The organism is Pandoraea sp., assembly GCF_004297875.1.
GTDB lineage: Bacteria > Pseudomonadota > Gammaproteobacteria > Burkholderiales > Burkholderiaceae > Pandoraea.
The window spans coordinates 38,279-63,336 of the sequence record NZ_SCSK01000047.1 but is presented as its reverse complement, the minus strand read 5'-3'; the positions used below and the strand labels follow the sequence as shown (position 1 = coordinate 63,336).

Sequence of the window (25,058 nt, the reverse complement as noted above, 5' to 3'; positions counted from 1 at the left end):
CGTTCAGAGAAATGGTAATTGCCGCCTATCCCGGTCGCCCACTCACAGCGAGGCCTTGAGTGCCGCCAACATAACGGCATTTTCTTCCGGCGAGCTGACGGTCAGACGCAGGCATTGAGACAGCAATGTGTGCATTTTACCCACGTTTTTGATCAAAACCCCGCGAGCCAGCATCCCATCGAAGATTTTTGCGGCGTCCGGCACGCGGATCAGCAGGAAGTTGGCGTCGCTGGGATACACCGTCACGCCCGGTATCGCGCCGAGCGCCTCGCTCAGGCGCTGCCGTTCGGCCCTCAGGGCGGCAGCCTGCGCGTCGAGCACGTCGACGTGATCGAGCATGAAATCAGTCGTCGCCTGCGTCAGCACATTGACGTTGTAGGGCGGCCGCACTTTATCGAATTGCGCCAGCCACGCCGGCGAGCCAGCCAGGTAACCAAGTCGAATGCCCGCCAGGCCAAGCTTGGACACGGTGCGCATCACCACCAAATTGGCGAAATCGGGCAGGCGCGCCATCCATGTGCGTTGCGCGAATGGCTGATAAGCCTCGTCGACGACCACCAGGCTATGGGCTGCGGCCACGATGATCGCTTGCATCGCCTGCTCGTCGAACAGATTGCCGGTCGGATTGTTCGGGTAGGCCAGATAGATAACGGCCGGCCGGTGGCGCTCGATCGCCGTCAGCATGGCGGGCAGGTCGAGCGTGAAATCTTCCTGCAGCGGCACGCCAACGAATTCGAGGCCGTTCAGGCGGGCCGACATCTCGTACATCACAAAACCCGGCACCGGCGCCAGCACGCAGGCGCCGGGCCGCGCGCAGGCCAGCGCGATCATGCTGATGATTTCATCCGAACCGTTGCCCAGCAGGAGCTCATGGCCGGCGGGCACCTGCATGACGTGCTTGAGTTTGTCGAGCAGCGCCTGCGGCCGCGGCGCCGGATAGCGGTTCAGCGCCACCTCGCTCAGGTGCCGGCCCAGCGCAACGCGCAAATCATCGGGCAGGCGGTAGGGATTTTCCATCGCATCCAGCTTGAGCAAGCCGGCGGCATCAGGCACCGGGTAGCTGTGCATCGACAGCACGTCAGGACGAATCAGTTGCTGCACGAGCGAAGCGGACATAGCCTGTTCTCGAGGGTTCAGGAAGAGCGCAATCGATATTCGGCGCTGCGGGCATGCGCCTGCAATCCCTCGCCGTAAGCCAATTCGGCGGCGATCTCGCCCAGCATCTGGGCGCCTTCCTCGCTGACCTGGATCAGGCTGGAGCGCTTGAGAAAGTCATATACCCCCAGCGGCGACGAGAAGCGCGCGGTACGCGAGGTCGGCAACACGTGATTCGGTCCGGCACAGTAATCGCCCAGGCTCTCGCTGGCGAACTGCCCCAGGAAAATCGCACCGGCGTGGCGGATCCTGTCGGCCCACGGCTGGGGATTCAATGCGGAAATCTCGAGGTGTTCGGGGGCAATCTGGTTGGCGATATCGCACGCCTCGTCCATGTCGCGCACTTTGATGAGCGCGCCGCGCCCTTCCAGCGAAGCGCGGATGACCGCTTGCCGGGGCATCTCGTCGATCAATCGTTGAATGGCCGCTTCGACTTTGGCCAGATACGCGGCGTCCGGGCACAGCAAGATCGATTGGGCCAACTCATCGTGCTCGGCCTGAGAAAACAGATCCATCGCCACCCAGTCGGGGTTGGTGGTACCGTCGCACAGCACCAGGATTTCGGACGGACCGGCAATCATGTCGATGCCGACGGTGCCGAACACCCGCCGCTTGGCGGCGGCAACATAGGCGTTGCCCGGCCCGACGATCTTGTCGACCGCCGGCAGGGTCGCGGTGCCATACGCGAGGGCGCCGACCGCCTGCGCGCCGCCGACAGTGAAGACCCGGTCGACTCCGGCAATATGGGCGGCCGCCAATACGAGTTGGTTGCGCACGCCACCCGGCGTTGGCACCACCATGATGATTTCCTTGACACCGGCCACGCGCGCCGGAATCGCGTTCATCAGCACTGACGACGGGTAGGCCGCCTTGCCGCCAGGCACATAAATGCCGACGCGGTCCAGCGGCGTGACTTTTTGCCCCAGTACGGTGCCGTCGGCCTCGGTGTACTGCCAGCTGTGGCTGCCGCATTCGATGCGCTGCTTTTCGTGATAGGCGCGCACACGGGCGGCCGCCGCTTCGAGCGCGGCGCGACGCTTGGGCTCGAGGCCATCGAGCGCGGCCTCGAGCTCGCCGGGCGGCAGTTCGAGACTCGCCATGCTGGTCGCATCGAGCTTGTCGAAATTATTGGTGTATTCAAGCACCGCATCGTCGCCGCGCGCTTTGACGTCGGCCAGGATCGCGGCAACCGCGCGTTCGATCGCTTCGTCCTCACTCGCTTCGAATGCGAGCAACTGGCTCAGCTGCTGCGGGAAGTCCGCCGCGGCCGCATCGAGTTTGCGTATCTTCATCTTCATGCTGTGTTACCGGGCGGCCCGTTCAAAAGCCGCCAAAATAGGTTGCAATGATGCCCGTTTGAGCTTCAGCGCAGCCTGATTGATGACCAGGCGCGAGGAAATCGGCATGATTTCCTCCACCTCAACCAGATGATTCGCCCGCAGGGTGCTGCCCGTACTGACCAGATCGACAATTGCGTCGGCCAGACCCACCAGCGGCGCCAATTCCATCGACCCGTAAAGCTTGATCAGGTCGACATGAACCCCTTTGGCGGCAAAATGCTCGCGTGCCGTCTGCACGTATTTGGTCGCGACTCGCAGGCGGGCGCCTTGTCGCACCGCGTTGGCGTAGTCGAAGCCCGCCGGCACGGCCACCGACATGCGGCATCGGGCAATGTTCAGATCGATCGGCTGATACAGCCCATTGCCGCCATGCTCGAGCAGCACATCCTTGCCCGCCACTCCGAAATCGGCCGCACCATACTGCACGTAGGTCGGCACGTCGGAGGCGCGCACGATAATGACACGCAAATTCGGATCGGTGGTTGGCAAGATCAATTTGCGCGACGTTTCCGGGTCCTCGGTGACCTCGATGCCCGCCGCCGCCAGCAAGGGCATCGTTTCTGTAAAGATACGCCCTTTTGACAACGCCAGTGTGAGCGGTTGCGGCGAGCCGCGACGAACCGGTTCCGGCGTGTTCACGGAGGGGGTGGCAGTGGTGCGAGTCATGCAAGATCTCCCTGACGGGCGCCGACACGACGCACTGACGCGCCAGCCGCGCACAGCTTGGCTTCCATGCGGTCGTAGCCGCGATCCAGATGATAAATGCGGTCGATCGTGGTCTGGCCGTCGGCCACCAGCCCGGCCAGCACCAGGCTGGCCGAGGCACGCAAGTCGGTGGCCATGACCGTGGCGCCGGACAGGCGCGGCACACCGGTCACCACGGCGGTATTGCCCTCGACGACGATGTTCGCGCCCAGTCGAGTCAATTCCTGCACGTGCATGAAACGATTCTCGAAAATCGTTTCCACTACCTGCGACGTTCCTTCGGCCACGCTGTTGAGGGCCATGAACTGCGCCTGCATATCGGTCGGAAACGCCGGGTATTCAGAGGTGCGGAAACTCACGGCCTTGGGCCGGCGCTGCATGGCGACCCGGATCCAGTCGTCGCCCGCGCTGACGGCGGCCCCCGTCTCGCGCAGTTTTTCCAGCACGGCATCGAGCAGCCCCGGCATCACTTCACGCAGCACGATGTCGCCCATGGTCGCTGCGGCCGCGCAGAGAAACGTGCCGGCTTCGATGCGATCGGGGATCACGCGGTGCTCGGCGCCATGCAGTCGCTCGACACCGTGAATCACCAGACGGTCGGTACCGATGCCATCGATGCGGGCGCCCATCTTTACCAGCAGATTTGCCAGATCACCCACTTCGGGCTCCCGGGCTGCATTTTCCAGGACCGTTTCGCCATCGGCCAGTACCGCGGCCATCATGAGGTTTTCCGTGCCGGTGACCGTGATCATGTCGGTGACGATGCGCGCTCCGCCCTTGAGGCGGGCGGCCTTGGCCACCAGGTAACCGTGCTCGACGCTGATCTGCGCGCCCATTGCCTGCAGGCCCTTGATGTGCTGGTCCACCGGCCGCGCACCGATCGCGCAACCGCCTGGCAGCGAGACGCGTGCCTCGCCGCAGCGCGCCAGCAGCGGGCCAAGCACCAGAATCGACGCGCGCATGGTCTTGACCAGATCGTATGGCGCCTCGGGGTGCGTGATATGCTGCGCGCCGATCGTCACCGCGTCGCCGTCGCGAGTCGCCGTCACGCCCATCTGCCGCAGCAGCTTGAGCATTGTGCGTATATCGTGCAGTTCGGGTACGTTGCTCAGTGCGATAGGCTCGGCGCTCAGCAAACTGGCGCAGAGGATCGGCAAGGCCGCATTTTTCGCGCCGGATACGGGTATTTCCCCGGCCAGACGTCCCCCCCCCTCAATAACCAGTTTATCCATACTTGGCTCTTCCGTGGTCTGCTTTGCTTTGGACCGAGCAACGCCCGATAGCCCATCGTCTTGCGTGATTCTCATGAGTCACGCCGCTCGTTTGATGCGTTTGTCACCTTGCTCTCGTTCCTGCCGTGATGTCGGGGGTTGCCGCTTGGTTTCAGGCACGCCATTCGGTCGGCGTCAAAGTTTTCATCGACAGCGCATGGATTTCCGCTTTCATGCGCTCACCCAACGCGCCGTACACGAGTTGATGGCGCTGAATCAGCCGCTTGCCCTCGAATGCGCTGCTGACGATGGTGGCATAGAAGTGCTGGCCGTCGCCTTCGACTTCGACGTGTTCACAGGCCAGGCCTGTCTCGATATATTGCTTGATCTGTTCGGGGGTGGGCAGCATGGCCGCTCCTTACGAATTTGTTCAATGGCGCAGCTTATAGCCTGTGCTCAACAGGCGCACTGCAATCGCCGCCAGCACCAGGAAGGTGATGCCGACGACCGTCAGGCTGACGAACGGATCGACGTCGGAGACGCCGAAAAAGCCATAGCGAAAGCCATCGATCATGTAGAAAAAAGGATTCAGATGAGAAACAGCCTGCCACAACGGGGGAAGCGAGTGAATCGAGTAAAACACTCCCGCCAGGAAAGTGGCCGGCATGATCAGGAAATTCTGGAAGGCGGCCAACTGATCGAACTTCTCCGCCCAGATGCCGGCAATCAATCCGAGCGTACCGAGAATCGCCGCGCCCAGAAACGCAAACATCAGGATCCATAGCGGATCGGCAAACAGCAGGTGCGTGAACGCCACCGTGACAAGAAACACCCCCAGCCCCACCGTCAGGCCGCGCGCGACCGATGCCAGCACATAGGCGGCGTACATTTCCCAATGGGTGAGCGGCGGCAGCAGCACAAACACCAGGTTGCCGGTGATCTTCGATTGGATCAGCGACGACGAACTGTTGGCGAACGCGTTCTGCAGCACGCTCATCATCACCAGACCCGGCACCAGGAACGCCGTGTAATTGAGCTGGCTGTAGACCTTTACCCGGCCCTCGAGAACGTGGCCAAAGATCAGCAGGTAAAGCAGCGCCGTGATGATCGGCGCGGCGACCGTCTGAAAACCGACCTTCCAGAAGCGCAACAACTCCTTGTACAGCAGCGTGCGAAAACCTGTCATATTGCCGCCTCTTCCAGCGACGCCGGCCTGGTGCCGTGCGCGTCGCCCATGATCTGCACGAATACGTCTTCCAAATCGGCCCGCTGGATATCGATGTCTTCGATCACGCAGCCGTTGGCGCGGCACGTCGCCAGGATCGACTCGACCTCGTCACACCCCCCCAGGCGCAGCGCGAAGTGCCGGCCGTCCAGGTTATGGGATTCGATCAGCAGCGGTCGCAGGCTGTCCGGCAGGGTGCCCTGCGCGAACCGCAGCACCAGCCGGGGTCCGCCGAACCGCTGCAGCAACTGAGCAGTAGGTTCGAGCGCGACGACTTCGCCGAGCTTGAGCATCGCGATCCGGTCGCACAGCGCCTCGGCCTCCTCCAGATAGTGGGTGGTCAGCACGATCGTGTGCCCCTCGCGGTTGAGCCGAGCGATGAACTTCCACAGGGTCTGCCGCAATTCGACGTCGACGCCGGCGGTGGGCTCGTCGAGCACGATCACCGGCGGTCGATGGACCAGCGCCTGCGCCACCAGCACGCGGCGCTTCATGCCGCCGGACAGCGCGCGCATGTTGACGTCGGCCTTGTCGGTCAGATCCAGATTGGCCATGACCTCGTCGATCCAGGGGTCGTTGTGGCGCAACCCGAAATAGCCGGACTGCAGGCGCAACGTCTCGCGCACCGTAAAGAACGGATCGAACACCAATTCCTGGGGTACCACGCCCAACTCGCGACGCGCCTGACGGTAGTCGCGCACCACATCGTGCCCGAGCACCGTAATGCTGCCCGAGTCGGCGCGCGCGAGGCCGGCCAGAATGCTGATCAGTGTCGTCTTGCCGGCGCCATTGGGTCCGAGCAAGCCAAAGAACTCGCCCTGCTCGATTGAGAACGTAACGCCCTTGAGCGCCTGCAGGGCTCGATAGCGCTTTCTAACGTTACGGATTTCGATAGCCGCCATAAACGATCCGCGCCGCTCGCGGGCGGCGCATCCGGATAAATTGGAACGGGAATTTGAAGAAACCCCAGATTATAGGGGAAGTCGCCCCCGACCGCCGAGCGGCCGGCCGGCGCGATGTTCAGTTAGCCAACAAATGGGTGATGCCGTAGACCTGCGCCAGACTCGCCAATTCGCCGGGCAGATTACTGAAGGCCAGTGTCGCTCCACGGCGGATCGCATGACGCCGCAGCGCCAGCAACACCGCGAGCGCGGAGGAGTCGAAGCGCATCAGCGCAGCGCAATCGACCTGGGTCTCCCCCGCGTCGATCGACGCCATGCCATCACGCAGCACCGCGGCAGCAGTGTCGTGCGTCAGTTCGGGTTGCAACGCAAGCATAGGTTACTTTGCTGTACCGGATGCCAGTTGACGGTTGCGCTCGGTCAGGAAGCTCAGCAGGCCGCTGACGCCGCGCTCGCTGATCTGCTGCGTGAATTGATCCCGATAAGCCTGGATCAGCCACGCGCCAAGCACGTTGATATCGTAGACCTTCCAACCCGCCGGGGTTTTCTCGAGACGATAGTCGATCTCGATCGGCTGGCCGTTATTGATCACTTGCGTGCGAATCACCGCATCGGTGTCGCCAGGCTGGCCTCGATAGGGCAGATAGGTCACAGTCTGGTTACGAATCTGCGCGATCGCGCCCGAGTAGGTGTGGATCAGCAGTTGCTTGAATTGCTCGGTGATTTGTTGCTGCTGCTCCGGCGTTGCCTTGTTCCAGTTGCGCCCCATCACCAGGCGGGTCGTCCGCTGGAAGTCGGCGTGCGGGAGGATTTTTTCCTGAACCAACTCGGAGATATGCTGAATATCGCCGGCTTGTATCGACTTGTCCGCCTTGACTGCGGCCATGACCTCGTTGACCGTCTGCTTGACCAGATCCTCGGGCCCCAGATTGCTCTGCGCGAGTGCCGCGCCGGCAATGAAAAACGATATGACGGGGATGAGAAAGAATTTTTTCATGTAATGCCTTCCTTGAATTCTCATGATTGTCCGACTTGGAACAAATACCGCAAACGGAGTTCGGCGCCGGCAACGGCGCCCTTGTAACAAACTGTTTCGCTAACGGAAGAGCCGCAACGAATTGGGCACCATCTGCCGGTTCGGCACCGGCATCGCGTTGTCATTGTTGTTGCCGTTGCCAGTGCCCGAGGGTTCGGCCGCTGGCGCGGAGGCGCCTGCCGGCGCGGGCGCGCCCGTTGGAGCGGCCTCGCTCGCCGGTTCGGATGCGCTCGACGGCGCAGCAGGCGCAGCCGAGGTCGGTCCGCTTTCATCGTCATAGTTGGGCAGGTTCTGTTCACTCGCCGAGCTGCCCTTGATCAGATATTGCCGGCGCTGCAAATAGGCGTCGCGCGTGAACGAGTATTTGTCCAGCGCCGCCTGAGCCAACAGATTGGTGGCACCGAGATAATTGGCGCGCGTGTTGACCACGCGCAAACCGTAAAGCGTGTTGCGGAACCAGATCGGTTTGAAATAGCCGGACGGATCGATTTGCAGGTCGGCTACCGTGCCAACCGTATCGCGTACCGTGCTCGGACCAAACAGCGGCAGCACGAGGTAGGGCCCTGAGGGCAGTCCCCACTTGCCCAGCGTGACACCAAAGTCCTGGTTATGTTTGGGCAATCCCGCCGGCGTGGCGAAATCGAACAGCCCGCCGACGCCAAACACCGAGTTGATGGCAATGCGCATCAAGTCCTGCGTGGCCGCCGTGACATTGGCCTGAAGCAGATTGTTCGCCAGGTTGTCGACATCGCCCAAATTTGAAAAGAAGTTGGTTACCGAGGCACGTATCGGCGTGGGCAAGACGAATTTGTACCCTTGCGCGACCGGCTTCATCGCATAACGATCGAGATCGTCATTGAACTGGAAAACGGTGCGGTTGAATCCTTCGAGCGGATCGGCCGGACTCGGCGCCCGGACCGTCGAACACCCCGCGACGCTCATGCACGTCGCCAAAAGTAACGTTATGTGTTTTTTGTTTTTCATGGCTTATTTCCCTTGCGGGGCAGGAGTGCCGGGAGCACTTGGCGAGTGCCCGCCGCCGGCGTCAGCCGCCTTGCTGTAAAGGAACTGGCTGATGAGATTCTCAAGTACGATCGCGGACTGCGTCATGGAAATTGTATCGCCGGGTTTGAGCATTTGATCGTCGCCGCCCGGCTCGATGCCGATGTACTGCTCGCCGAGCAGGCCCGAGGTCAGGATCTTGGCCGAGGAGTCCTTCGGAAACTGATACTGCGAATCGATATCGAGCGTGACGTCAGCCTGAAAGCGCTTGTCGTCGAATTTGATCGCAGCGACCCGTCCGACCACCACGCCGGCGCTCTTGACCGGCGCGCGCAGCTTGAGCCCGCCGATATTGTCGAAGCGCATCTTGATCGGGTAAGTGGCATTGAACGAGAACGAACTCATGTTGCCTGCCTTGAGGGCAAGAAACAGCAACGCGGCGAAACCCGCGACCACGAACAAGCCGACCCAAAAGTCCAGTGCATGTTTTTTCATCGTCATTCAATCGATTAATTGCTGAACATCAACGCGGTCAAGAGGAAGTCAAGACCGAGTACGGCCAGCGAGGCGAATACCACCGTGCGGGTCGTGGCACGCGCCACGCCCTCCGGCGTCGGTTGGGATTCATATCCCTGATACAGCGCAATGAACGTCACCGCCACACCAAACACCGCACTTTTGATCACGCCATTGGCGATATCACTCCAGATATCGACGCCGCTTTGCATCTGCGACCAGAAAGCGCCCGAATCGACGCCGATGAGCCGCACGCCGACCAGATAACCGCCAAAGATGCCGATCGCGCTGAAGATCGCCGCCAGAAAGGGCATGGCGATCACGCCGGCCCAGAAACGCGGCGCGACCACTCGCGCCAGCGGGTTGATCGCCATCATCTCCATCGCGGTCAATTGCTCGCCGGCTTTCATCAGGCCAATCTCGGCGGTCAGCGAAGTGCCCGCCCGTCCGGCAAACAGCAGCGCCGTGACCACCGGGCCGAGTTCGCGCACCAGCGACAAGGCTACCAGCAGACCCAACGCTTGCTCGGAACCATATCTGTTCAGCGTGTAATAGCCCTGCAGTCCGAGCACGAACCCGACGAACAGGCCCGACACGGCAATGATGATGAAGGAATAGTTTCCGACGAAAAAGATCTGGTCGGTAACAAGTCGGGGCCGGCGCAACATCGCGCCCGAGGCGCCCAGCACATGCCACAACATCCGCGTCGCATAGCCGACGCGTTCGACCCGAGTGCGGACCATACGACCCAACGCGGCAATCATGCGCGCCCTCCCAGGCCGAAGTCGTTGGCCAGCGGCGCGGCCGCATAGTGAAACGGCACTGGACCGTCGGGTTCGGCATCGATGAACTGCCGCACCATCGGATCGCTCGACGCGCGCAGTTGCGCGGGCGTGCCCTCCGCCGAGATGCGACCATTGGCGATGAAATAGACATAATCGGCGATCGCAAACGATTCCGGCACGTCATGCGTGACGAGGATAGACGTGGCTCCCAGCGCGTCATTGAGCTTGCGGATCAGATTCGCCGTGATGCCCATCGAAATGGGATCGAGTCCGGCAAATGGTTCGTCGTACATGATGAGTTCCGGATCGAGCGCCACCGCGCGGGCCAACGCCACGCGCCGCGCCATCCCGCCCGAAATTTCGGCGGGCTTGAGATCGCGCGCGCCACGCAGGCCGACGGCATTGAGCTTCATCAGCACCAGATCGCGAATCACCTCGTCGGGCAGACTGGTGTGCTCTCGCAGCGGGAACGCGACATTGTCGAATACGCTCATGTCGGTGAATAGCGCGCCGAACTGAAACAGCATGCCCATCTTGCGGCGCAACTGATAGAGGCCCGCGGTGTCCAGCTGACCGATATCGCGACCGCCGTAAGCGATCGTGCCCTGACGAGCACGCACCAACCCGCCAATCAGGCGCAACACAGTCGTTTTGCCGCAGCCCGAGCCGCCCATGACAGCCACCACCTTGCCGCGCCCAAAGCGCATGTTCAGGCCTGACAGTACCAGGCGCTCCGCGTAGCCGAAGCTGACGTCGTTCAGTTCAAGCAGGGTTTCTGTAGACACGATCGACACGTCAATTAGTTTTTTTGCGGTGCAATGTGCGGATTATAGGGGGTAAATGTGATGCACGCAGTTGGCGTAGGTCGACGGCCGTGTCGAGGCCCGGTTGCCGGCAGAGGGCGCGCGCGCCAAAACCCGCGTCAGACCAAGGCGATCACGCGCGCAGAAGGGGGCATTTTTCGGCATGGCCGCCAGCCGAATCGCCAGGGCCGGCGATTCGGCTGGCGCTGCGCTCAAGTCTGATCGCGGAAATGCGATTTCAGCGTGGCCACTGCGGCGGCCAGATCACCGGCTTCGGTAACCGCGCGCACCACCGCGGCACTGCCCACGCCGGTGGCCAGAACCTGATCGAGATTTTCCTCGTTGACGCCGCCAATCGCGACCAAAGGAACGTGCGGCGCCATCAACCTGGCATAGCGCGCCAGTTTGTCCAGGCCTTGCGGCGCCGTCGGCATTACCTTGGTGGTGGTGGGAAAAACCGCCCCCATGGCAATGTAGCTCGGCGAGAAATGCCAGGCGACGAGCATCTCGTAGTAACCGTGGGTGCTGATCCCCAGTCGCACGCCGGAGCGTTGCAATTCGGCCAGCTCGGCGGCACCGAGCCGCTGGAAGTCTTCTTGCCCCAAATGCACGCCGTAGGCGCCGGCGGCCAAGGCAAGCCGCCAGTGATCGTTGATGAAGAGGCGGGTGCCGTGCGCTCGGCCGGCCGCCACCGCACGCTGGATCTGCGCATTCAGATAAGCGGGCTCGCCCTTTTTGGCGCGCAGTTGCAAAGTCGTCACGCCCAAGGCAGCGAGTCGTTCGATCCAGTCGGCGTCGGGCACGACCGGGTATAGGCCCAGCGCGCGCGGCGCCGGCGCGAAGGCACCCGGCGGCGGCTGCAAATCGAGTACGCGAGGAAAGCAGGCCAGCCGCACCGGCCACGCGCCGAACGCATCCGCTCCGGCCTCGGCGTGACTGCGGTCGCTGCGCCAGGCGCGCGCCAGACAGAGTGCGTCGTGCGGAGCAAAGCCTGCATCCAGGAACGCGGCCAAAGCCGGCTCGAAGTCGTCGTCGTGCGTGCCTGCCAGGCGATATGCGCGTTCGGTCGCGTGCAAGGTGTCGCACACCTTGCCGTCGGGAGCACGCGTGCTTGCCAGCACGACAGCGCCAGCGGCGAGCCAGCGCGCTACGTCGGCCTCGGCGGGCGTGGCCCGCAGGCATAGCATGTCGCCCGGCCCCACAGTGGGCGGCACTTGCAGATGCACGCGCCACGCCGTCTCGCTGCGCGCCTGCCACGGCGCCAGCGCCTGGCTGATCCGTTCGGCCCGGCGCTGGCGCTCGGGTGCATCGGCCGAGACAAATACCGCTCGCATCGCCGCGCTCATCGCTGGTCCTCCACCTGATGCCAGAACGGCACGCCGACCACCGGTGTGCTGGCGTGCGCGCTCGCGCGCTCCGGCATCGGCCCGGCCAGGAATGCGCCCCGGCCGGCCGCCACGGCTCCGGCAAAGGCGCTCGCCATGGCCACCGGATGGGTCGCCTGGGCCACTGCGGTATTGAGCAGCACGCCATCGAAACCCCACTCCATGACCTGGCAAGCGTGCGAAGGCAGGCCGAGGCCGGCGTCGACCAGCAACGGCACATCCGGCAGCCTGTCACGCAACACGCGCAACCCATAGGGATTCATGACCCCCTTGCCAGTGCCGATCGGCGCGCCCCACGGCATCAGCGCGCGGCAGCCCACGTCGAGCAGGCGCCGGCACAGCACCAAATCTTCAGTGCAATACGGCAGCACCTTGAAGCCAGCCTTGATCAGCTTGTCAGCCGCCTCGACCAGACCAAATGGATCGGGCTGCAGGGTGTAGTCGTCGCCGATCAACTCGAGCTTGATCCAGTCGGTCTCGAACACTTCACGCGCCATCATCGCGGTGTTGATCACCTCGGGGACCGAGTGACAACCTGCCGTATTCGGCAGCACCGGCACTTCGAGGCGGCGCAGCGCATCCCAGAAATGACCGCCGGCGCCCTGCCCGCTTTGGCCCGACACCTGGCGCCGCAGCGCCACCGTCACCATGCCGGGTCGCGCCTCGGCAATTGCCTGCTCAAGAATCTGCAGGGAAGGATAGCGGGCCGTGCCGAGCAACAGCCGGCTCGTCAAGGGCTCGTCGTAGAGCGCGAACAAGTCCAGTTTCTGACTCATCTCAGCCTCCTGCCACCGGTTGCACGACGTCGACGCGGTCGCCCGCGCGCAGTTGCCGCGCACCGTATTGGGCCTTCGGAACGAAGTCGCCATTGACCGCCGCCGCGAACGGCGGCAGCGCACCAAACGCGGCCAGCGCATCACTCAACGAGGCGTCTTCCGCGAGTTCCAGCGCTTGCTGGTTGATAGTGATTTCCATCGTCATTCAGTGCTCCTCCAGATGGAACAATGCCGGCCAGGCGCGTTGCTCGCACCAGTGTTTGAAATGTTCCCGGGCAACCGGCGCGGCACGTTGCGCCAGAACGGCTTCGGCCAGCGCGCAGGCTTCGTCGGTTACGGCCGGCGCCAACAGGTAGCCGTGCCGGTACAGGCCGTTGACGCGAACGGTGCGCGCGCCGTTCCAGCACACGCTCGGCAGATGATCCGCCAAGGTCGGGCGGCACTGGGAATTAAGTTCGAGAATGCGTCCCTCGCCAAAGGCAGGATGCAGCGAGAAGGCCGCCGACAGCAACTCGAGCGCGGAGCGCACGCTGACCGGCGACATATCGTCGGATTCCAGCTCGGTCGCGCCAATCACGTAAACGTCGTCCTGCTTGGGGGCAATATAGATCGGATAGCGCGGATGCAACAGGCGCACCGGCCGGCGCAGGCCGATGCCGGGCGCGTGCAGGCGCACGACTTCGCCGCGCACGCCGCGCAGGCCACGCCAGGCAGCACGCGCGCCGAGACCGCGACAGTCGAGTATCAGTCCAGCCTCGGGCGGCGCGGCATCGTCGATCGCTTGATGCCAATGCAGGCGTACGCCCTCGGCCAACAGGCCCTCGCCGAGCGCCGCCAGCAACTGGCGATTGTCGAGCTGCCCCTCATTGGGCAGCAGCAAACCTTCGGCAAAGCGTTGCGCCAGGGCGGGCTCGACGTCGCCGAGCGTTGCCTGGTTCAGTGGCTGCACACCGCCGTCGAGCAAGGCTGGCGGTGCGTTGGCGCGCAGGCGCCGCTCAAACATGATCGCTTCGGCGCGATCCGGCGTATGCCAGACGACGAGCGTGCCATTGCGCTGAAAAAAAACGGGGCGCGGCAGCGCGGCGAGTAATTCGGGCCAGCAAATCAGGCCTGCGGCCCCCATTTCGACGATCAGAGGCTCGGCGACCGCTGCCTCGCCCAGTGGCGCGAGCATCGCGGCGGCCACCCAGGCGGCGGCTTGCGTCCCATCCGGTCCGCCCCGCTCGTATAACGCAACTTCGTACCCCTGGCGCGCCAAACGCCAGGCGCATAGACGGCCGGCCAGGCCGCCGCCCAGCACGGCAATGTCGGGGCGTGTCGAAAAGGCACTCATGATCGCGGCGCTCCGGCATCAGCGCGAAGGCGCAGCAGGACAACGCCGGAACGTGGCGCGGCGCCAACGAAATCGAGATATTGGTTTTGCGGGTTCATGGAATCCTTTTTGCCTGGCTGCTGCATCAAGGACGAAACAGGTGCTTGCCACCATACCCGCCAAATGACTGGAGGAGTCGGAAACTTCCCACGCCGGTATTATCCGGGTCGGGTGCAAAGGGTTTCTCTCAGCCTCGCGGTCATGCCGCGAAGCACCCCTGTTTCGCCCGAAAGCATTACAACACAAAGACTTGCCGCCGCGCAAGAGTACTTGGGTTACGATAGGTCCCGTTTTCGTCATTTGCGATTGCAATGACCATGCAACGTAACTCGCCACGCTCGGTCAAACGATCGCCGATCGACGAGGCGCTGCCCTCCCCGACCAACGCAGATACATCATGAAATCCATCAGCCCCTGGCGCTTGATCCGCCCCTACTGGTTCTCCGAAGAGCGATGGCTGGCACGCGGCCTGCTGGTGCTGGTGATCGCCATGAATCTCGGCATCGTCTACATCAATGTGCGACTGAATGCCTGGAACACCAACTTCTACAACGCGCTGGAGCACCGCGACTGGGCTGTTTTCAAATCGTCGCTGATCGAATTCACCATTCTTGCCTTCAGCTTCATTTTCCTGGCGACGTTTCGCATCTACTACCAGCAGATGCTGGAATTTCGCTGGCGCCAATGGATTACCGATCGCTACCTCGACCAGTGGCTGGGAGATCGCGCCTTCTATCGCATCGAGCGCGACCATTTGGTCGACAACCCCGATCAACGCATCTCGGAAGACCTGCGCTCGCTGGCGACCAGCACGCTCGCATTGTCGCTCGATCTGCTGTCGAACGTCGTCACGCTGATTTCGTTCGTCGTCATCCTATGGACCCTGTCGGGCGCGCTATCGTTTGCGCTCGGCACCATGCACGTGAGCATTCCCGGTTACATGGTGTGGGCGGCCGCGCTGTATGCGCTGCTCGGGTCAATCATGATCCATAAAGTCGGCCGACCCCTGACGTCGATCAGTTACCGCCAGCAACAAGTCGAGGCGGATTTCCGTTTCCTGCTGGTTCGCCTGCGGGAAAACGCCGAACAGGTCGCCTTCTATCGCGGCGCGGCAGCCGAGACGCAGCGCTTTCGCACGGCCTTCAGCCATATTCGCGACAACTGGTGGCTGATCATGCGCTACACGAAGCGGCTGATGTTCGCCAACTCGATCTACGGCCAGGTCTCGAGCATCTTTCCCCTGCTGGCAGCTTCGCCCCGTTACTTTGCCGGCGCGCTATCGCTCGGGCTCCTGTTTCGCATGGCCGATGCATTCGGCCAGGTCAGCGGCGCCATGTCATGGTTCATCAACAGTTACTCGACACTGGCCGACTGGAAGGCCACGGTCAACCGGCTTCGAGAATTTCATCGCATCATGCATTTGCCCGATCCTGTCGACGGCATTCAGGTCGAGACCGGTCATGATCTCGCCACGCATGATCTGCAGTTGAATCTGCCCAACGGCGCGCCGCTCACGCAGATCGGCGCCGTCCATATCCCCGCCGGCGCCCGCTGGTTGATTTCCGGGCCGTCGGGCAGCGGTAAAAGCACACTGATGCGGGCTTTGGCTGGGCTTTGGCCATTCGGCCAGGGCCGGATCCAAACGCCGGCGCGCGAGCGGATGATGTTCCTGCCTCAGCAAAGCTATTTGCCGATCGGCACGCTCAAGGCGGCGTTATGCTACCCGTCGGAGGCATCGGACTTTTCGGATGAGACTTGCCGCGACGTGCTCGTCGCGTGTCAACTCGACGGGCTTGCCGACCGGCTGGACGAATCGGGACACTGGGAAAACCGCTTGTCCCCCGGCGAGCAGCAGCGGCTGGCGATGGCACGCGCGCTGTTGCAGCGCCCCGACTACCTCTTTCTTGATGAGGCCAGCAGTGCGCTGGACGTCGCCACCGAGCGGCACTTGTACGACACGCTGCTCGAGCGGCTGCCGCACACAGCAATCATCAGCGTCGCCCATCGCGACAGCCTGGCCGCCTATCACCAGCACACGCTGAAAATCGCGCCGCCCGAAGTTCGCGACGAAACCGCCTCCGGCACCATTGCGGCATAGCGCCGCGCCAACCGGGCGATCCCCTTGAAAAAAAGCCACCCCGACGGAGTGGCTTTTGCGTCAGCGGCGCAAGCGAGGCTCAGCGCGGCAAGACCGAATGCCCCATCAGGAACTGATCGACCGCATGCGCGCATTGACGCCCCTCCCGGATCGCCCAGACCACCAGCGATTGGCCACGGCGTACGTCGCCCGCGGCAAACACCTTGGGCACGTCGGTTACATAGGCGCTCTCGCCTTCGGTGGCGGCGCGCACATTGCCGCGCCCATCCTTGCTCACACCGAACGCCTCCAGCAGCGTTTGCAACGGCGAGACAAAGCCCATCGCCAGCAGCACCAGATCGGCCTTCAATTCGAACTCCGACCCGGCGACCTCCTGCATCTTGCCGTCCTTCCATTCGACGCGCACCGCGATCAGTTTCTCAACCTTGCCGTGCTTGCCTTCAAACCGCTTCGTGGCGACCGCCCAATCGCGCTCGCAGCCTTCCTCGTGGCTCGACGACGTGCGCAGCTTGATCGGCCAGTAGGGCCAGACCAGCGCCTTGTTTTCCTGCTCCGGCGGCTGCGGCAGCAATTCGAATTGCGTGACGCTGGCCGCGCCGTGCCGGTTCGACGTGCCGACGCAATCCGAGCCGGTATCGCCGCCACCAATCACGATCACATGCTTGCCGGTGGCCTTGATCTGCTCGGCAAGCTTGTCGCCGGCGTTGACCTTGTTTTGTTGCGGCAGGAATTCCATGGCGAAGTGAATGCCCGCCAACTCTCGGCCCGGCACCGGCAGGTCGCGCGGCTGCTCGGCGCCGCCGGCGATAACCACTGCGTCGAATTGCGCCTGCAGTTGCTCCGGCGAAAGCATTTCCTTCGAGAAATTGTTGATGTGCGCCTCGGGAGCCTCCGTACCGATGTAGACACCGGTACGGAAAGTCACGCCTTCGGCTTCCATCTGGCGCATGCGGCGATCGATCAGCCATTTCTCCAGCTTGAAATCGGGAATCCCGTAGCGCAGCAGGCCGCCAATGCGGTCGTTCTTCTCGAACACCGTCACGTCATGGCCGGCGCGTGCCAGTTGTTGCGCAGCCGCCAGCCCTGCCGGCCCGGAACCGACGATTGCCACGGTTTTGCCGGTCTTGTGCGTGGCCACCTGCGGTTCGACCCAACCTTCACCCCAGGCTTTGTCGATGATCGCATGTTCGATTGACTTGATGCCGACCGGGTCGTCGTTGATGTTGAGCGTGCACGCCGCTTCGCATGGTGCGGGACAGATTCGCCCCGTGAACTCCGGGAAATTATTGGTGGAATGCAAAACCGTGATGGCCGTCTTCCAGTCCTGCCGGAACACCAGGTCATTGAAGTCGGGGATGATATTGTTGACCGGGCACCCGTTGTTGCAAAACGGAATGCCGCAGTCCATGCAGCGCGCGCCCTGGATTTTCGCCTGCTCGTCGGTCAGCGCGAGGACGAATTCCTTATAGTGTTTGACGCGTGCGAGCGGCGCTTCGTATGACTCGTGCTGACGCTCGAATTCGAGAAAACCTGTGACCTTGCCCATGTGCTTCTCAGTACGGTTGATTCGTGAAATATAAGACGCGGATCCGGCACGCGATGCGGGTGCGGTGTGCAGCACCGCAGTCCCGCATCGCTGGCAACCGGCTCAAGCGGCCATGGCTTGTTTGGCAGCCGGCGCTTGGGCGGCCTTGGCCGCCATTTCGCCCAGCGCCCGCTTGTATTCGGTCGGGAACACCTTGACGAATTTGCGGCGTGCACCATCCCAGTCGGCCAGCAGCGCCTTGGCCAGCATCGAGCCGGTGAACTGGAAGTGCTGCTCGATCAGTTGACGCAACTGCGCTTCGTCAGTCTGGCCACGATGCCATAGCCCCGCGTCGACGGTGCGTTCCTGCTCGCCTTGCGGCAGCACCGGTTCGAGCGCCACCATCGCGGTGTTGCACTTGGCCTGGAACGTGCCGTCCGGGTCGTACACGTAAGCGATGCCCCCCGACATGCCGGCTGCGAAGTTGCGGCCGGTCTCGCCAAGCACCACCACCGTGCCGCCGGTCATGTACTCGCAACCATGGTCGCCGGTACCTTCGACCACTGCGACCGCGCCCGAATTACGCACGCAGAATCGTTCACCCGCCACGCCGCGGAAGTAGGCGTCTCCCTCCAGCGCACCATACAGCACGGTATTGCCGACGATGATGTTTTGCTCGGCCGCGCCACGGAAATCGTTGGTCGGTCGCACAATGATGCGCCCGCCCGACAAGCCTTTGCCGACGTAGTCGTTACCATCGCCCACCAGGTCGAGTGTAATGCCGTGCGCGAGGAACGCGCCGAAGCTCTGACCTGCCGTTCCCTTGAGCTGAATATGGATGGTGTCTTCCGGCAAACCGTCGTGACCATAGCGGCGCGCGACCTCGCCCGAGAGCATGGCGCCCACGGTGCGGTTGACGTTGCGCACCGGCTGGATAAACGAGACATGCTCGCCTTTTTCCAGCGCCGGCATGGCCTTTTCGATCAGCGCATAATCGAGCGCGTTGGCCAGACCATGATCCTGCTTGTCGACGTGCAGGCGAGGCACCGACGCCTCGACCTGCGGCAAATGGAAAATGCGCGAGAAATCAAGACCCTTGGCCTTCCAGTGCTCGATCCCCTTCTTCGTGTCGAGCAGATCGGCACGGCCGATCAGCTCATCGAACGTGCGCAGACCGAGCTGCGCCATGATTTCGCGCACTTCCTCGGCCACGAAAAAGAAGTAATTGACCACGTGCTCGGGCTTGCCTTCGAATTTGCGGCGCAGCACCGGGTCCTGCGTCGCGACGCCGACCGGGCACGTGTTCAGATGGCACTTGCGCATCATGATGCAGCCCTGCACGACCAGCGGCGCTGTCGCAAAACCGAACTCGTCGGCGCCGAGCAGCGCACCGATCACGACGTCACGCCCCGTCTTCATCTGGCCATCGGCCTGCACGCGGATGCGCCCGCGCAGGCGATTGAGCACCAGCGTTTGCTGGGTTTCGGCCAGGCCCAGTTCCCATGGGGAGCCAGCATGCTTGATCGACGACAGCGGCGAAGCGCCCGTGCCGCCGTCATGCCCGGCGATCACGACGTGATCGGCCTTGGCCTTGGCCACGCCCGCGGCCACCGTACCCACGCCGACTTCGGAAACCAGCTTGACCGAGATCGACGCGTTGCTGTTGACGTTCTTCAGATCGTGGATCAACTGCGCCAGGTCTTCGATCGAGTAGATGTCGTGGTGCGGCGGCGGCGAGATCAAACCGACGCCAGGCACCGAGTAACGCAGCTTACCGATGTAATCGGAGACCTTATGGCCGGGCAACTGGCCGCCCTCGCCGGGTTTGGCGCCTTGCGCCATCTTGATCTGGATCTGATCGGCCGACACCAGATACTCAGCGCTCACGCCGAAGCGACCCGACGCCACCTGCTTGATCTTAGAGCGCAGTGAGTCACCCTCTTGCAGCACGATATCGCGCGCGATGACATCCTGGCCAACGATGCCCGCCAGGGTCTCCCCCTGCTTGATCGGAATGCCCCGCAGCTCGTTGCGGTAGCGGCGCTCATCCTCGCCGCCCTCGCCGGTATTCGACTTGCCGCCGATGCGGTTCATCGCAATGGCCAACGTGGTGTGCGCTTCGGTCGAGATCGAGCCCAGCGACATGGCGCCGGTGGCAAAACGCTTGACGATTTCCTTGGCGGGCTCCACCTCGTCGAGTGGAATCGCCTTGCTGGGATCGACACGGAATTCGAACAAGCCGCGCAAGGTCATATGACGCTTGCTCTGATCGTTGATCAGATTGGCGTATTCCTTGTACGACTGATAGGAGTTGGCGCGCGTCGAGTGCTGCAGCTTGGCGATTGCATCAGGGGTCCACATATGCTCTTCGCCGCGGATGCGGTAGGCGTACTCGCCACCCGCGTCGAGCATGTTGGTGAGCACCGGATCGTCGCCGAAAGCGTCTTTGTGCAGACGGATCGCCTCTTCGGCCAATTCGAAGATGCCAATACCGCCGACGTTCGACGCCGTGCCGCGGAAATATTTTTCGACCAGCGTCTGCGACAGGCCGATAGCCTCGAAAATCTGCGCGCCGGTGTACGACATATAGGTCGAGATGCCCATCTTGGACATCACCTTTTGCAGCCCCTTGCCCACTGCCTTGACGTAGTTTTTCACGGCCTTTTCCGGGGACAATTCGCCAGGCAGGCCCTTGGCCATCTCGTAGATGGATTCCATCGCCAGATACGGATGCACGGCTTCGGCGCCATACCCGGCGAGCAGGGCAAAGTGGTGCACTTCACGTGCCGAGCCGGTTTCCACCACCAAGCCGGTGCTGGTACGCAAGCCATGCGAGACCAGGTGCTGGTGAATGGCCGAGGTGGCCAACAGCGCCGGAATCGCGACATTGTCCCGATCGGTGCGGCGATCGGACACGATCAGGATGTTGTAGCCGGATTTGACAGCGTCGACCGTCTCTGCGCACAGCGATGCCAGGCGGGCTTCGATGCCTTCCTTGCCCCATGCGACGGGATAGCAGATGTTCAATTCGTACGAGCGGAACTTGCCGCCGGTGTACTTGTCGACGTGGCGAATCTTCGCGATGTCCTTGAAATCGAGCACCGGCTGCGGCACTTCCAGGCGCATCGGCGGGTTGATGTTGTTGGTATCGAGCAGGTTCGGCTTGGGCCCGATGAACGAAACGAGCGACATCACCATGTTTTCGCGGATCGAATCGATCGGTGGATTGGTGACCTGCGCGAACAACTGCTTGAAGTAGTGGTAGAGCGTCTTGTTCTTGTTGCTCATCACGGCCAGCGGGCTATCGTTGCCCATCGAGCCGACCGCCTCTTCGCCGTTGGTAGCCATCGGCGCGAGCAGGAACTTGATGTCCTCCTGGGTGTAACCGAACGCCTGCTGCAGGTCGAGCAGCGGCGTGGTGGCGTCGTGCTCGGCGGCCACGTCCTCGACTTGCGAGGTGATTTCATCGAGCTTGACGCGCACCGCCTCAATCCAGCTCTTGTACGGCTTGGCGTTGGCCAGATTGTCCTTGAGTTCGCGGTCGTCGATGATACGGCCCTGTTCCATGTCGATCAGGAACATTTTGCCCGGCTGCAGCCGCCATTTCTTGACAATCTTCGATTCCGGGATCGGCAGGACGCCGGCCTCGGAGGCCATGATGACAATATCGTCGTCGGTGATGCAATAACGCGCGGGGCGCAAGCCGTTGCGGTCCAGAGTGGCGCCGATCTGACGGCCGTCGGTAAACGCGATCGCCGCCGGGCCATCCCAGGGCTCCATCATCGCCGCGTGATATTCATAGAACGCGCGCCGGTTGTCGTTCATCAGCGTGTGCTGTTCCCATGCCTCGGGGATCATCATCATGACAGCATGCACCAGCGGGTACCCTGCCATCGTCAACAATTCGAGGCAATTGTCGAACGACGCTGTGTCGGATTGCCCCGGGTAAATCAGCGGCCAGAGCTTTTGCAGGTCATCGCCGAGCACCGCGCTCGAAATGGCGCCGGTCCGGGCATTGAGCCAATTCACGTTGCCCTTGACGGTGTTGATCTCACCGTTATGCGCAACCATCCGATACGGGTGCGCCAGCTCCCAGGCCGGGAATGTATTGGTCGAGAACCGCTGATGAACCAGCGCCAGCGCCGAGACCGTACGCGGATCGGCCAGGTCGCGATAATAGCGGCCCACCTGATCGCACAGCAGCAACCCCTTGTAGACAACGGTGCGCGCCGACATCGACGGTACGAAGTATTCCTTGCCGTGCTTGAGATTGAGTTTCTGGATGCGATGGCTGGCAGTTTTGCGAATCACGTAGAGCTTGCGCTCGAGCGCGTCGGTCACCATGATGTCGCGGCCGCGACCGATGAACACCTGGCGGATAACCGGCTCGGTGGCCTTGACCGCGGGCGACATCGGCATGTCGTGGTCGACCGGCACGTCGCGCCAGCCCAGCACGATCTGGCCTTCGGCCTTGACCGTGCGCTCGAGCTCCTGCTCGCATGCCAGTCGTGAGGCATGCTCCTTGGGCAGGAAAATCATACCAACGCCATACTCACCGGCCGGTGGCAACGCGACGCCCTGCTGCGCCATTTCCTCGCGATAGAACTGGTCGGGAATCTGAAGCAGAATACCCGCGCCATCACCCATCAGCGGGTCGGCGCCAACGGCACCGCGATGATCGAGATTCAGCAAGATCTTGAGACCTTGCGCCACGATATCGTGACTCTTATGGCCTTTGATGTGCGCCACGAACCCGACCCCGCAGGCGTCATGTTCGTTCTTTGGGTCGTACAGGCCCTGCGGGGCTGGAGCCACGAATTCTTGCGCCAGCTGCTCTGCTCGGGCCGCCGCGATCGATTTCTGTTTCTTTTCCACGTGATACACCGTCTGTTTTATCGAGGCGACTCGAACGAGCCACCGAATTAAGTGGGGTCATGCGACCGGGCGTGGCCGGCACAGGCGTCAGGGCATGAACTTGCGCACTGCACAAACGTGCTGAAACTGGAATATACGCGATCGATCAAGCAAATACAAAATTTTAAATTAGGGTCGGGTTCAATTAATTGCCAGCGCCCAACCGAAACCGAAGTTAATTAGGGTCATATTAAAATTGGCCGATTAACCAGCAAGTCATACACACCCCCAAGGTTGAAAGCGATCGCGCACGCTGGCGCGGCGAGCAAAGCGGTTTCCGATGCGGCAGCGGCCCCCCCGATATCGTTGCCAAAGCTCAGCACACCGACCGGGGCGCGACGCCAGCGCTCAGCTGTTCGGATCGACAGGATTGGCCGGTTTGCCGCGCCGCGGACGCCCTCGCGAGAGTGGCGCGATGCGGCGGTTGGCCAGCATCGCCATGCGTTGCCGGTAAATATCGTCACCCAGCAGCCAACCCTTTTGAGTGGCTTCGCGAATGGCTCGCAGATCGCCTTCCGGCAATGGTTGCGCAAATGACTCGCGATAGACGCGCTGGCGTTCGAAAGGCGTATTGCCGAGCGCCCAGTAGAGCGGGTGATCGGTAATCAAGCTATCGACGCTCAGTCCAACGTGATGCGCATAACTTGACCAGCGATAGGATTCCGGCGTGTCACACAAGCCGGCGCGAACCGGGTTCAGTTCAATGTAGCGGCTGCAGACCAGCAGATAGCGCTCGGCCTCGATCACGGTCGCACGGTAACGTCCCTCCCACAATGACCCCGTACGCAGATGCCGCCGATTGAAATGGAGTACGTAATGACGGCCAACGGCCTGCAGGGTCATGGGCAGGCTGCGCTCATCGCCGGGCGTTGCCAGCAGGTGCATATGGTTCGGCATGAGGCAATAGGCGTGGATAGCAAGATCATGCGCTCTGGCCGCCTCTTTGAGCCAACCGAGAAAAGCCAGACGATCTTCGTCGTCGACAAAAACAGGCTGCCTGTTATTGCCCCGCAAAATAATGTGCTGCGCCTGCCCTGCAATGAATAGTCGTGGAAGTCGCGCCATAGTCGTTTCACGCCACAAAAACAGATCCCTCGATTTTCGAGCGATTTTATGTCATTGAAGCTTAAATTTTATGATTTTATAAACAAAAAAATGCGCCATAAACCATTGATTTATAAAAACATTCTCTGTTTTTATGAATTCGTGTAAATCCTCTACTTTCCTGCTTTTCCAAGAATAAAATCCGTGTGCATAATGCCCAAAAATCAAATGACATGTCTGGGAGGACGACAAATGAAAATACGGATCTTGATGTCCGTGATGACGGCATTCGCCATCTCGATCGGCACAGCACACGCTCAGCAGGCGGGCGACAACATGGTGAATTTCGGCTGGCTGCACATCGCCCCGCAGGACTCCAGCTCCCCCATGACGACCAATGTCAATCAACAATTCCTCACGCCTTTGGTCGTTCCCGCCAGCTTTACCTCGCCTGGCACCGGGGCGTCCGTGAGCAACGGCGATACGGCCGCTCTCGTATTCACGCACTTTTTCACGGATAACATCGCCGCGCAAATGGTCACGGGCATTCCGCCCACGTTCCAATTGACCGGTCATGGCGTGATCGCGCCCCCGGGCATCGCGGGCGCGCTGTCGAGTATCGACATCGGCGCTCCCAACAACAACCCGATCGTGGGTAGCGTCAGGCAATGGAGCCCGGCACTGGTGCTGCAATATTATTTCGGTGAGGCACAATCCCGTTTGCGACCGTTTCTCGGCGTCGGCGTCAGCTACACGTTTTTTACCAATATTCAGCTCAATCCACATTTTGAGAATGAGCTGAATCAAAACTTCGGCAGTGTGCTGACGACCCTCTCCGGCCGCACCGGCCCGACATCCGTTGAAGCGTCTTCGTCGCCATCGTGGGAACCCGTCTTCAATGCCGGATTATCATACGCTTTCAATAAGCACTGGTTCGGTAGCGCGTCGGTTTCCTATGTGCCGCTCAAAACAACGGCAACCATAAAAATCAAAGCTGCCGATGGCACCGTGCTGTCAACCAGCGACGCCAACATCAAAATCAACCCGATCGTCACTTACCTGTCGCTCGGTTACCGCTTCTAGGCGGTGCTTACCCGATGCCCCGGCGCAATCGACGATTATTGCGCCGGGGCATCGTACCGAAATCGCCAATTCGGAAGCCGAATTCATTGATTTTGGCTCATTAACAACGTTAGAGCACGTCCTCCAGCCTCACGCTATTCATAAGTCCAACTGATCGGCATAATTGCCAAGACTCTTGGTC

General features: G+C 61.8%; 22 protein-coding genes and 1 riboswitch. Of the genes, 2 read left to right on the top strand and 20 right to left on the bottom strand.

Annotated elements, in window-relative coordinates; translation table 11 throughout:
* Nucleotides 1-42: 42 nt before the first annotated feature.
* The 17 genes from hisC to EPN80_RS13985 all read right to left on the bottom strand — a co-directional run bounded on the left by hisC (nucleotide 43) and on the right by EPN80_RS13985 (nucleotide 14,174).
* On the bottom strand, nucleotides 43-1,116 hold the full coding sequence (hisC, locus tag EPN80_RS14065; RefSeq protein ID WP_293028353.1) for a histidinol-phosphate transaminase: 1,074 nt from the start codon (nucleotides 1,114-1,116) through the stop codon (nucleotides 43-45).
* A gap of 17 nt (nucleotides 1,117-1,133) precedes the next feature.
* Entirely contained in the window at nucleotides 1,134-2,453 is a 1,320-nt protein-coding gene (hisD, locus tag EPN80_RS14060) for a histidinol dehydrogenase (RefSeq protein WP_293028350.1), read from the bottom strand.
* Between the two features lie 6 nt (nucleotides 2,454-2,459).
* On the bottom strand, nucleotides 2,460-3,161 hold the full coding sequence (gene hisG, locus EPN80_RS14055; protein WP_293028347.1) for an ATP phosphoribosyltransferase: 702 nt from the start codon (nucleotides 3,159-3,161) through the stop codon (nucleotides 2,460-2,462).
* Nucleotides 3,158-4,432, bottom strand: coding sequence for a UDP-N-acetylglucosamine 1-carboxyvinyltransferase (gene murA, locus EPN80_RS14050; protein ID WP_293028344.1), 1,275 nt, complete (start codon nucleotides 4,430-4,432; stop codon nucleotides 3,158-3,160). Before murA ends, hisG begins: the two co-directional genes overlap by 4 nt.
* Before the next feature lie 151 nt (nucleotides 4,433-4,583).
* Nucleotides 4,584-4,820 (bottom strand): BolA family protein, encoded by a 237-nt coding sequence (locus EPN80_RS14045; RefSeq protein WP_293028341.1) that lies wholly within the window; start codon nucleotides 4,818-4,820, stop codon nucleotides 4,584-4,586.
* A 21-nt stretch (nucleotides 4,821-4,841) separates the two neighbouring features.
* A complete protein-coding gene (locus tag EPN80_RS14040; RefSeq protein WP_293028338.1) occupies nucleotides 4,842-5,597 on the bottom strand; it encodes an ABC transporter permease in 756 nt (251 codons plus the stop codon).
* Nucleotides 5,594-6,538 carry an ABC transporter ATP-binding protein gene (locus EPN80_RS14035; protein WP_293028335.1) on the bottom strand — a complete coding sequence of 315 codons (945 nt, stop codon included), beginning with the start codon at nucleotides 6,536-6,538 and terminating at the stop codon, nucleotides 5,594-5,596. Before EPN80_RS14035 ends, EPN80_RS14040 begins: the two co-directional genes overlap by 4 nt.
* Nucleotides 6,539-6,656: 118 nt before the next feature.
* Nucleotides 6,657-6,914, bottom strand: coding sequence for an STAS domain-containing protein (locus EPN80_RS14030; RefSeq protein ID WP_293028332.1), 258 nt, complete (start codon nucleotides 6,912-6,914; stop codon nucleotides 6,657-6,659).
* Nucleotides 6,915-6,917: 3 nt separating this feature from the next.
* Nucleotides 6,918-7,535, bottom strand: a complete 618-nt coding sequence (locus EPN80_RS14025; RefSeq protein ID WP_293028329.1) for a phospholipid-binding protein MlaC — start codon at nucleotides 7,533-7,535, stop codon at nucleotides 6,918-6,920.
* A 99-nt stretch (nucleotides 7,536-7,634) separates the two neighbouring features.
* Nucleotides 7,635-8,558: a VacJ family lipoprotein gene (locus EPN80_RS14020; RefSeq protein WP_293028326.1), complete on the bottom strand. Its 924-nt coding sequence runs from the start codon at nucleotides 8,556-8,558 to the stop codon at nucleotides 7,635-7,637.
* Between the two features lie 3 nt (nucleotides 8,559-8,561).
* A complete protein-coding gene (gene mlaD / locus EPN80_RS14015) occupies nucleotides 8,562-9,077 on the bottom strand; it encodes an outer membrane lipid asymmetry maintenance protein MlaD (RefSeq protein WP_293028323.1) in 516 nt (171 codons plus the stop codon).
* Between the two features lie 8 nt (nucleotides 9,078-9,085).
* On the bottom strand, nucleotides 9,086-9,856 hold the full coding sequence (mlaE, locus tag EPN80_RS14010; protein WP_293028320.1) for a lipid asymmetry maintenance ABC transporter permease subunit MlaE: 771 nt from the start codon (nucleotides 9,854-9,856) through the stop codon (nucleotides 9,086-9,088).
* Nucleotides 9,853-10,665 (bottom strand): ABC transporter ATP-binding protein, encoded by an 813-nt coding sequence (locus EPN80_RS14005; protein WP_293028547.1) that lies wholly within the window; start codon nucleotides 10,663-10,665, stop codon nucleotides 9,853-9,855. The genes mlaE and EPN80_RS14005 overlap by 4 nt, the downstream gene beginning before the upstream one ends.
* Before the next feature lie 227 nt (nucleotides 10,666-10,892).
* The gene (locus EPN80_RS14000) at nucleotides 10,893-12,014 is read right to left on the bottom strand and encodes a thiamine phosphate synthase (RefSeq protein WP_293028317.1); all 1,122 of its coding nucleotides are present in this window, start codon (nucleotides 12,012-12,014) and stop codon (nucleotides 10,893-10,895) included.
* 8 nt (nucleotides 12,015-12,022) lie between these two features.
* Nucleotides 12,023-12,841 (bottom strand): thiazole synthase, encoded by an 819-nt coding sequence (locus EPN80_RS13995; protein ID WP_293028314.1) that lies wholly within the window; start codon nucleotides 12,839-12,841, stop codon nucleotides 12,023-12,025.
* A gap of 1 nt (nucleotide 12,842) precedes the next feature.
* Nucleotides 12,843-13,040, bottom strand: a complete 198-nt coding sequence (gene thiS / locus EPN80_RS13990; protein WP_293028545.1) for a sulfur carrier protein ThiS — start codon at nucleotides 13,038-13,040, stop codon at nucleotides 12,843-12,845.
* Nucleotides 13,041-13,046: 6 nt separating this feature from the next.
* Nucleotides 13,047-14,174, bottom strand: a complete 1,128-nt coding sequence (locus EPN80_RS13985) for an FAD-dependent oxidoreductase (protein ID WP_293028311.1) — start codon at nucleotides 14,172-14,174, stop codon at nucleotides 13,047-13,049.
* Nucleotides 14,175-14,340: 166 nt separating this feature from the next.
* Nucleotides 14,341-14,442: riboswitch (TPP riboswitch) on the bottom strand.
* A 168-nt stretch (nucleotides 14,443-14,610) separates the two neighbouring features.
* Here EPN80_RS13985 and EPN80_RS13980 point away from each other — a divergent pair.
* Nucleotides 14,611-16,311 (top strand): ABC transporter ATP-binding protein/permease, encoded by a 1,701-nt coding sequence (locus EPN80_RS13980; RefSeq protein ID WP_293028308.1) that lies wholly within the window; start codon nucleotides 14,611-14,613, stop codon nucleotides 16,309-16,311.
* A 79-nt stretch (nucleotides 16,312-16,390) separates the two neighbouring features.
* Here the strand turns inward: EPN80_RS13980 and EPN80_RS13975 are convergent, their stop codons facing one another.
* The 3 genes from EPN80_RS13975 to EPN80_RS13965 all read right to left on the bottom strand — a co-directional run bounded on the left by EPN80_RS13975 (nucleotide 16,391) and on the right by EPN80_RS13965 (nucleotide 23,815).
* On the bottom strand, nucleotides 16,391-17,857 hold the full coding sequence (locus EPN80_RS13975; protein WP_293028306.1) for a glutamate synthase subunit beta: 1,467 nt from the start codon (nucleotides 17,855-17,857) through the stop codon (nucleotides 16,391-16,393).
* Between the two features lie 102 nt (nucleotides 17,858-17,959).
* Nucleotides 17,960-22,666: a glutamate synthase-related protein gene (locus tag EPN80_RS13970; RefSeq protein ID WP_293028542.1), complete on the bottom strand. Its 4,707-nt coding sequence runs from the start codon at nucleotides 22,664-22,666 to the stop codon at nucleotides 17,960-17,962.
* A gap of 432 nt (nucleotides 22,667-23,098) precedes the next feature.
* Nucleotides 23,099-23,815 carry a transposase gene (locus EPN80_RS13965; protein WP_293028303.1) on the bottom strand — a complete coding sequence of 239 codons (717 nt, stop codon included), beginning with the start codon at nucleotides 23,813-23,815 and terminating at the stop codon, nucleotides 23,099-23,101.
* A gap of 231 nt (nucleotides 23,816-24,046) precedes the next feature.
* Between EPN80_RS13965 and EPN80_RS13960 the strand changes: the two genes are divergently transcribed.
* Complete coding sequence (locus EPN80_RS13960; RefSeq protein WP_293028539.1) at nucleotides 24,047-24,877, top strand: OmpW family outer membrane protein; 831 nt, start codon at nucleotides 24,047-24,049, stop codon at nucleotides 24,875-24,877.
* The last annotated feature ends 181 nt before the right edge of the window (nucleotides 24,878-25,058 follow it).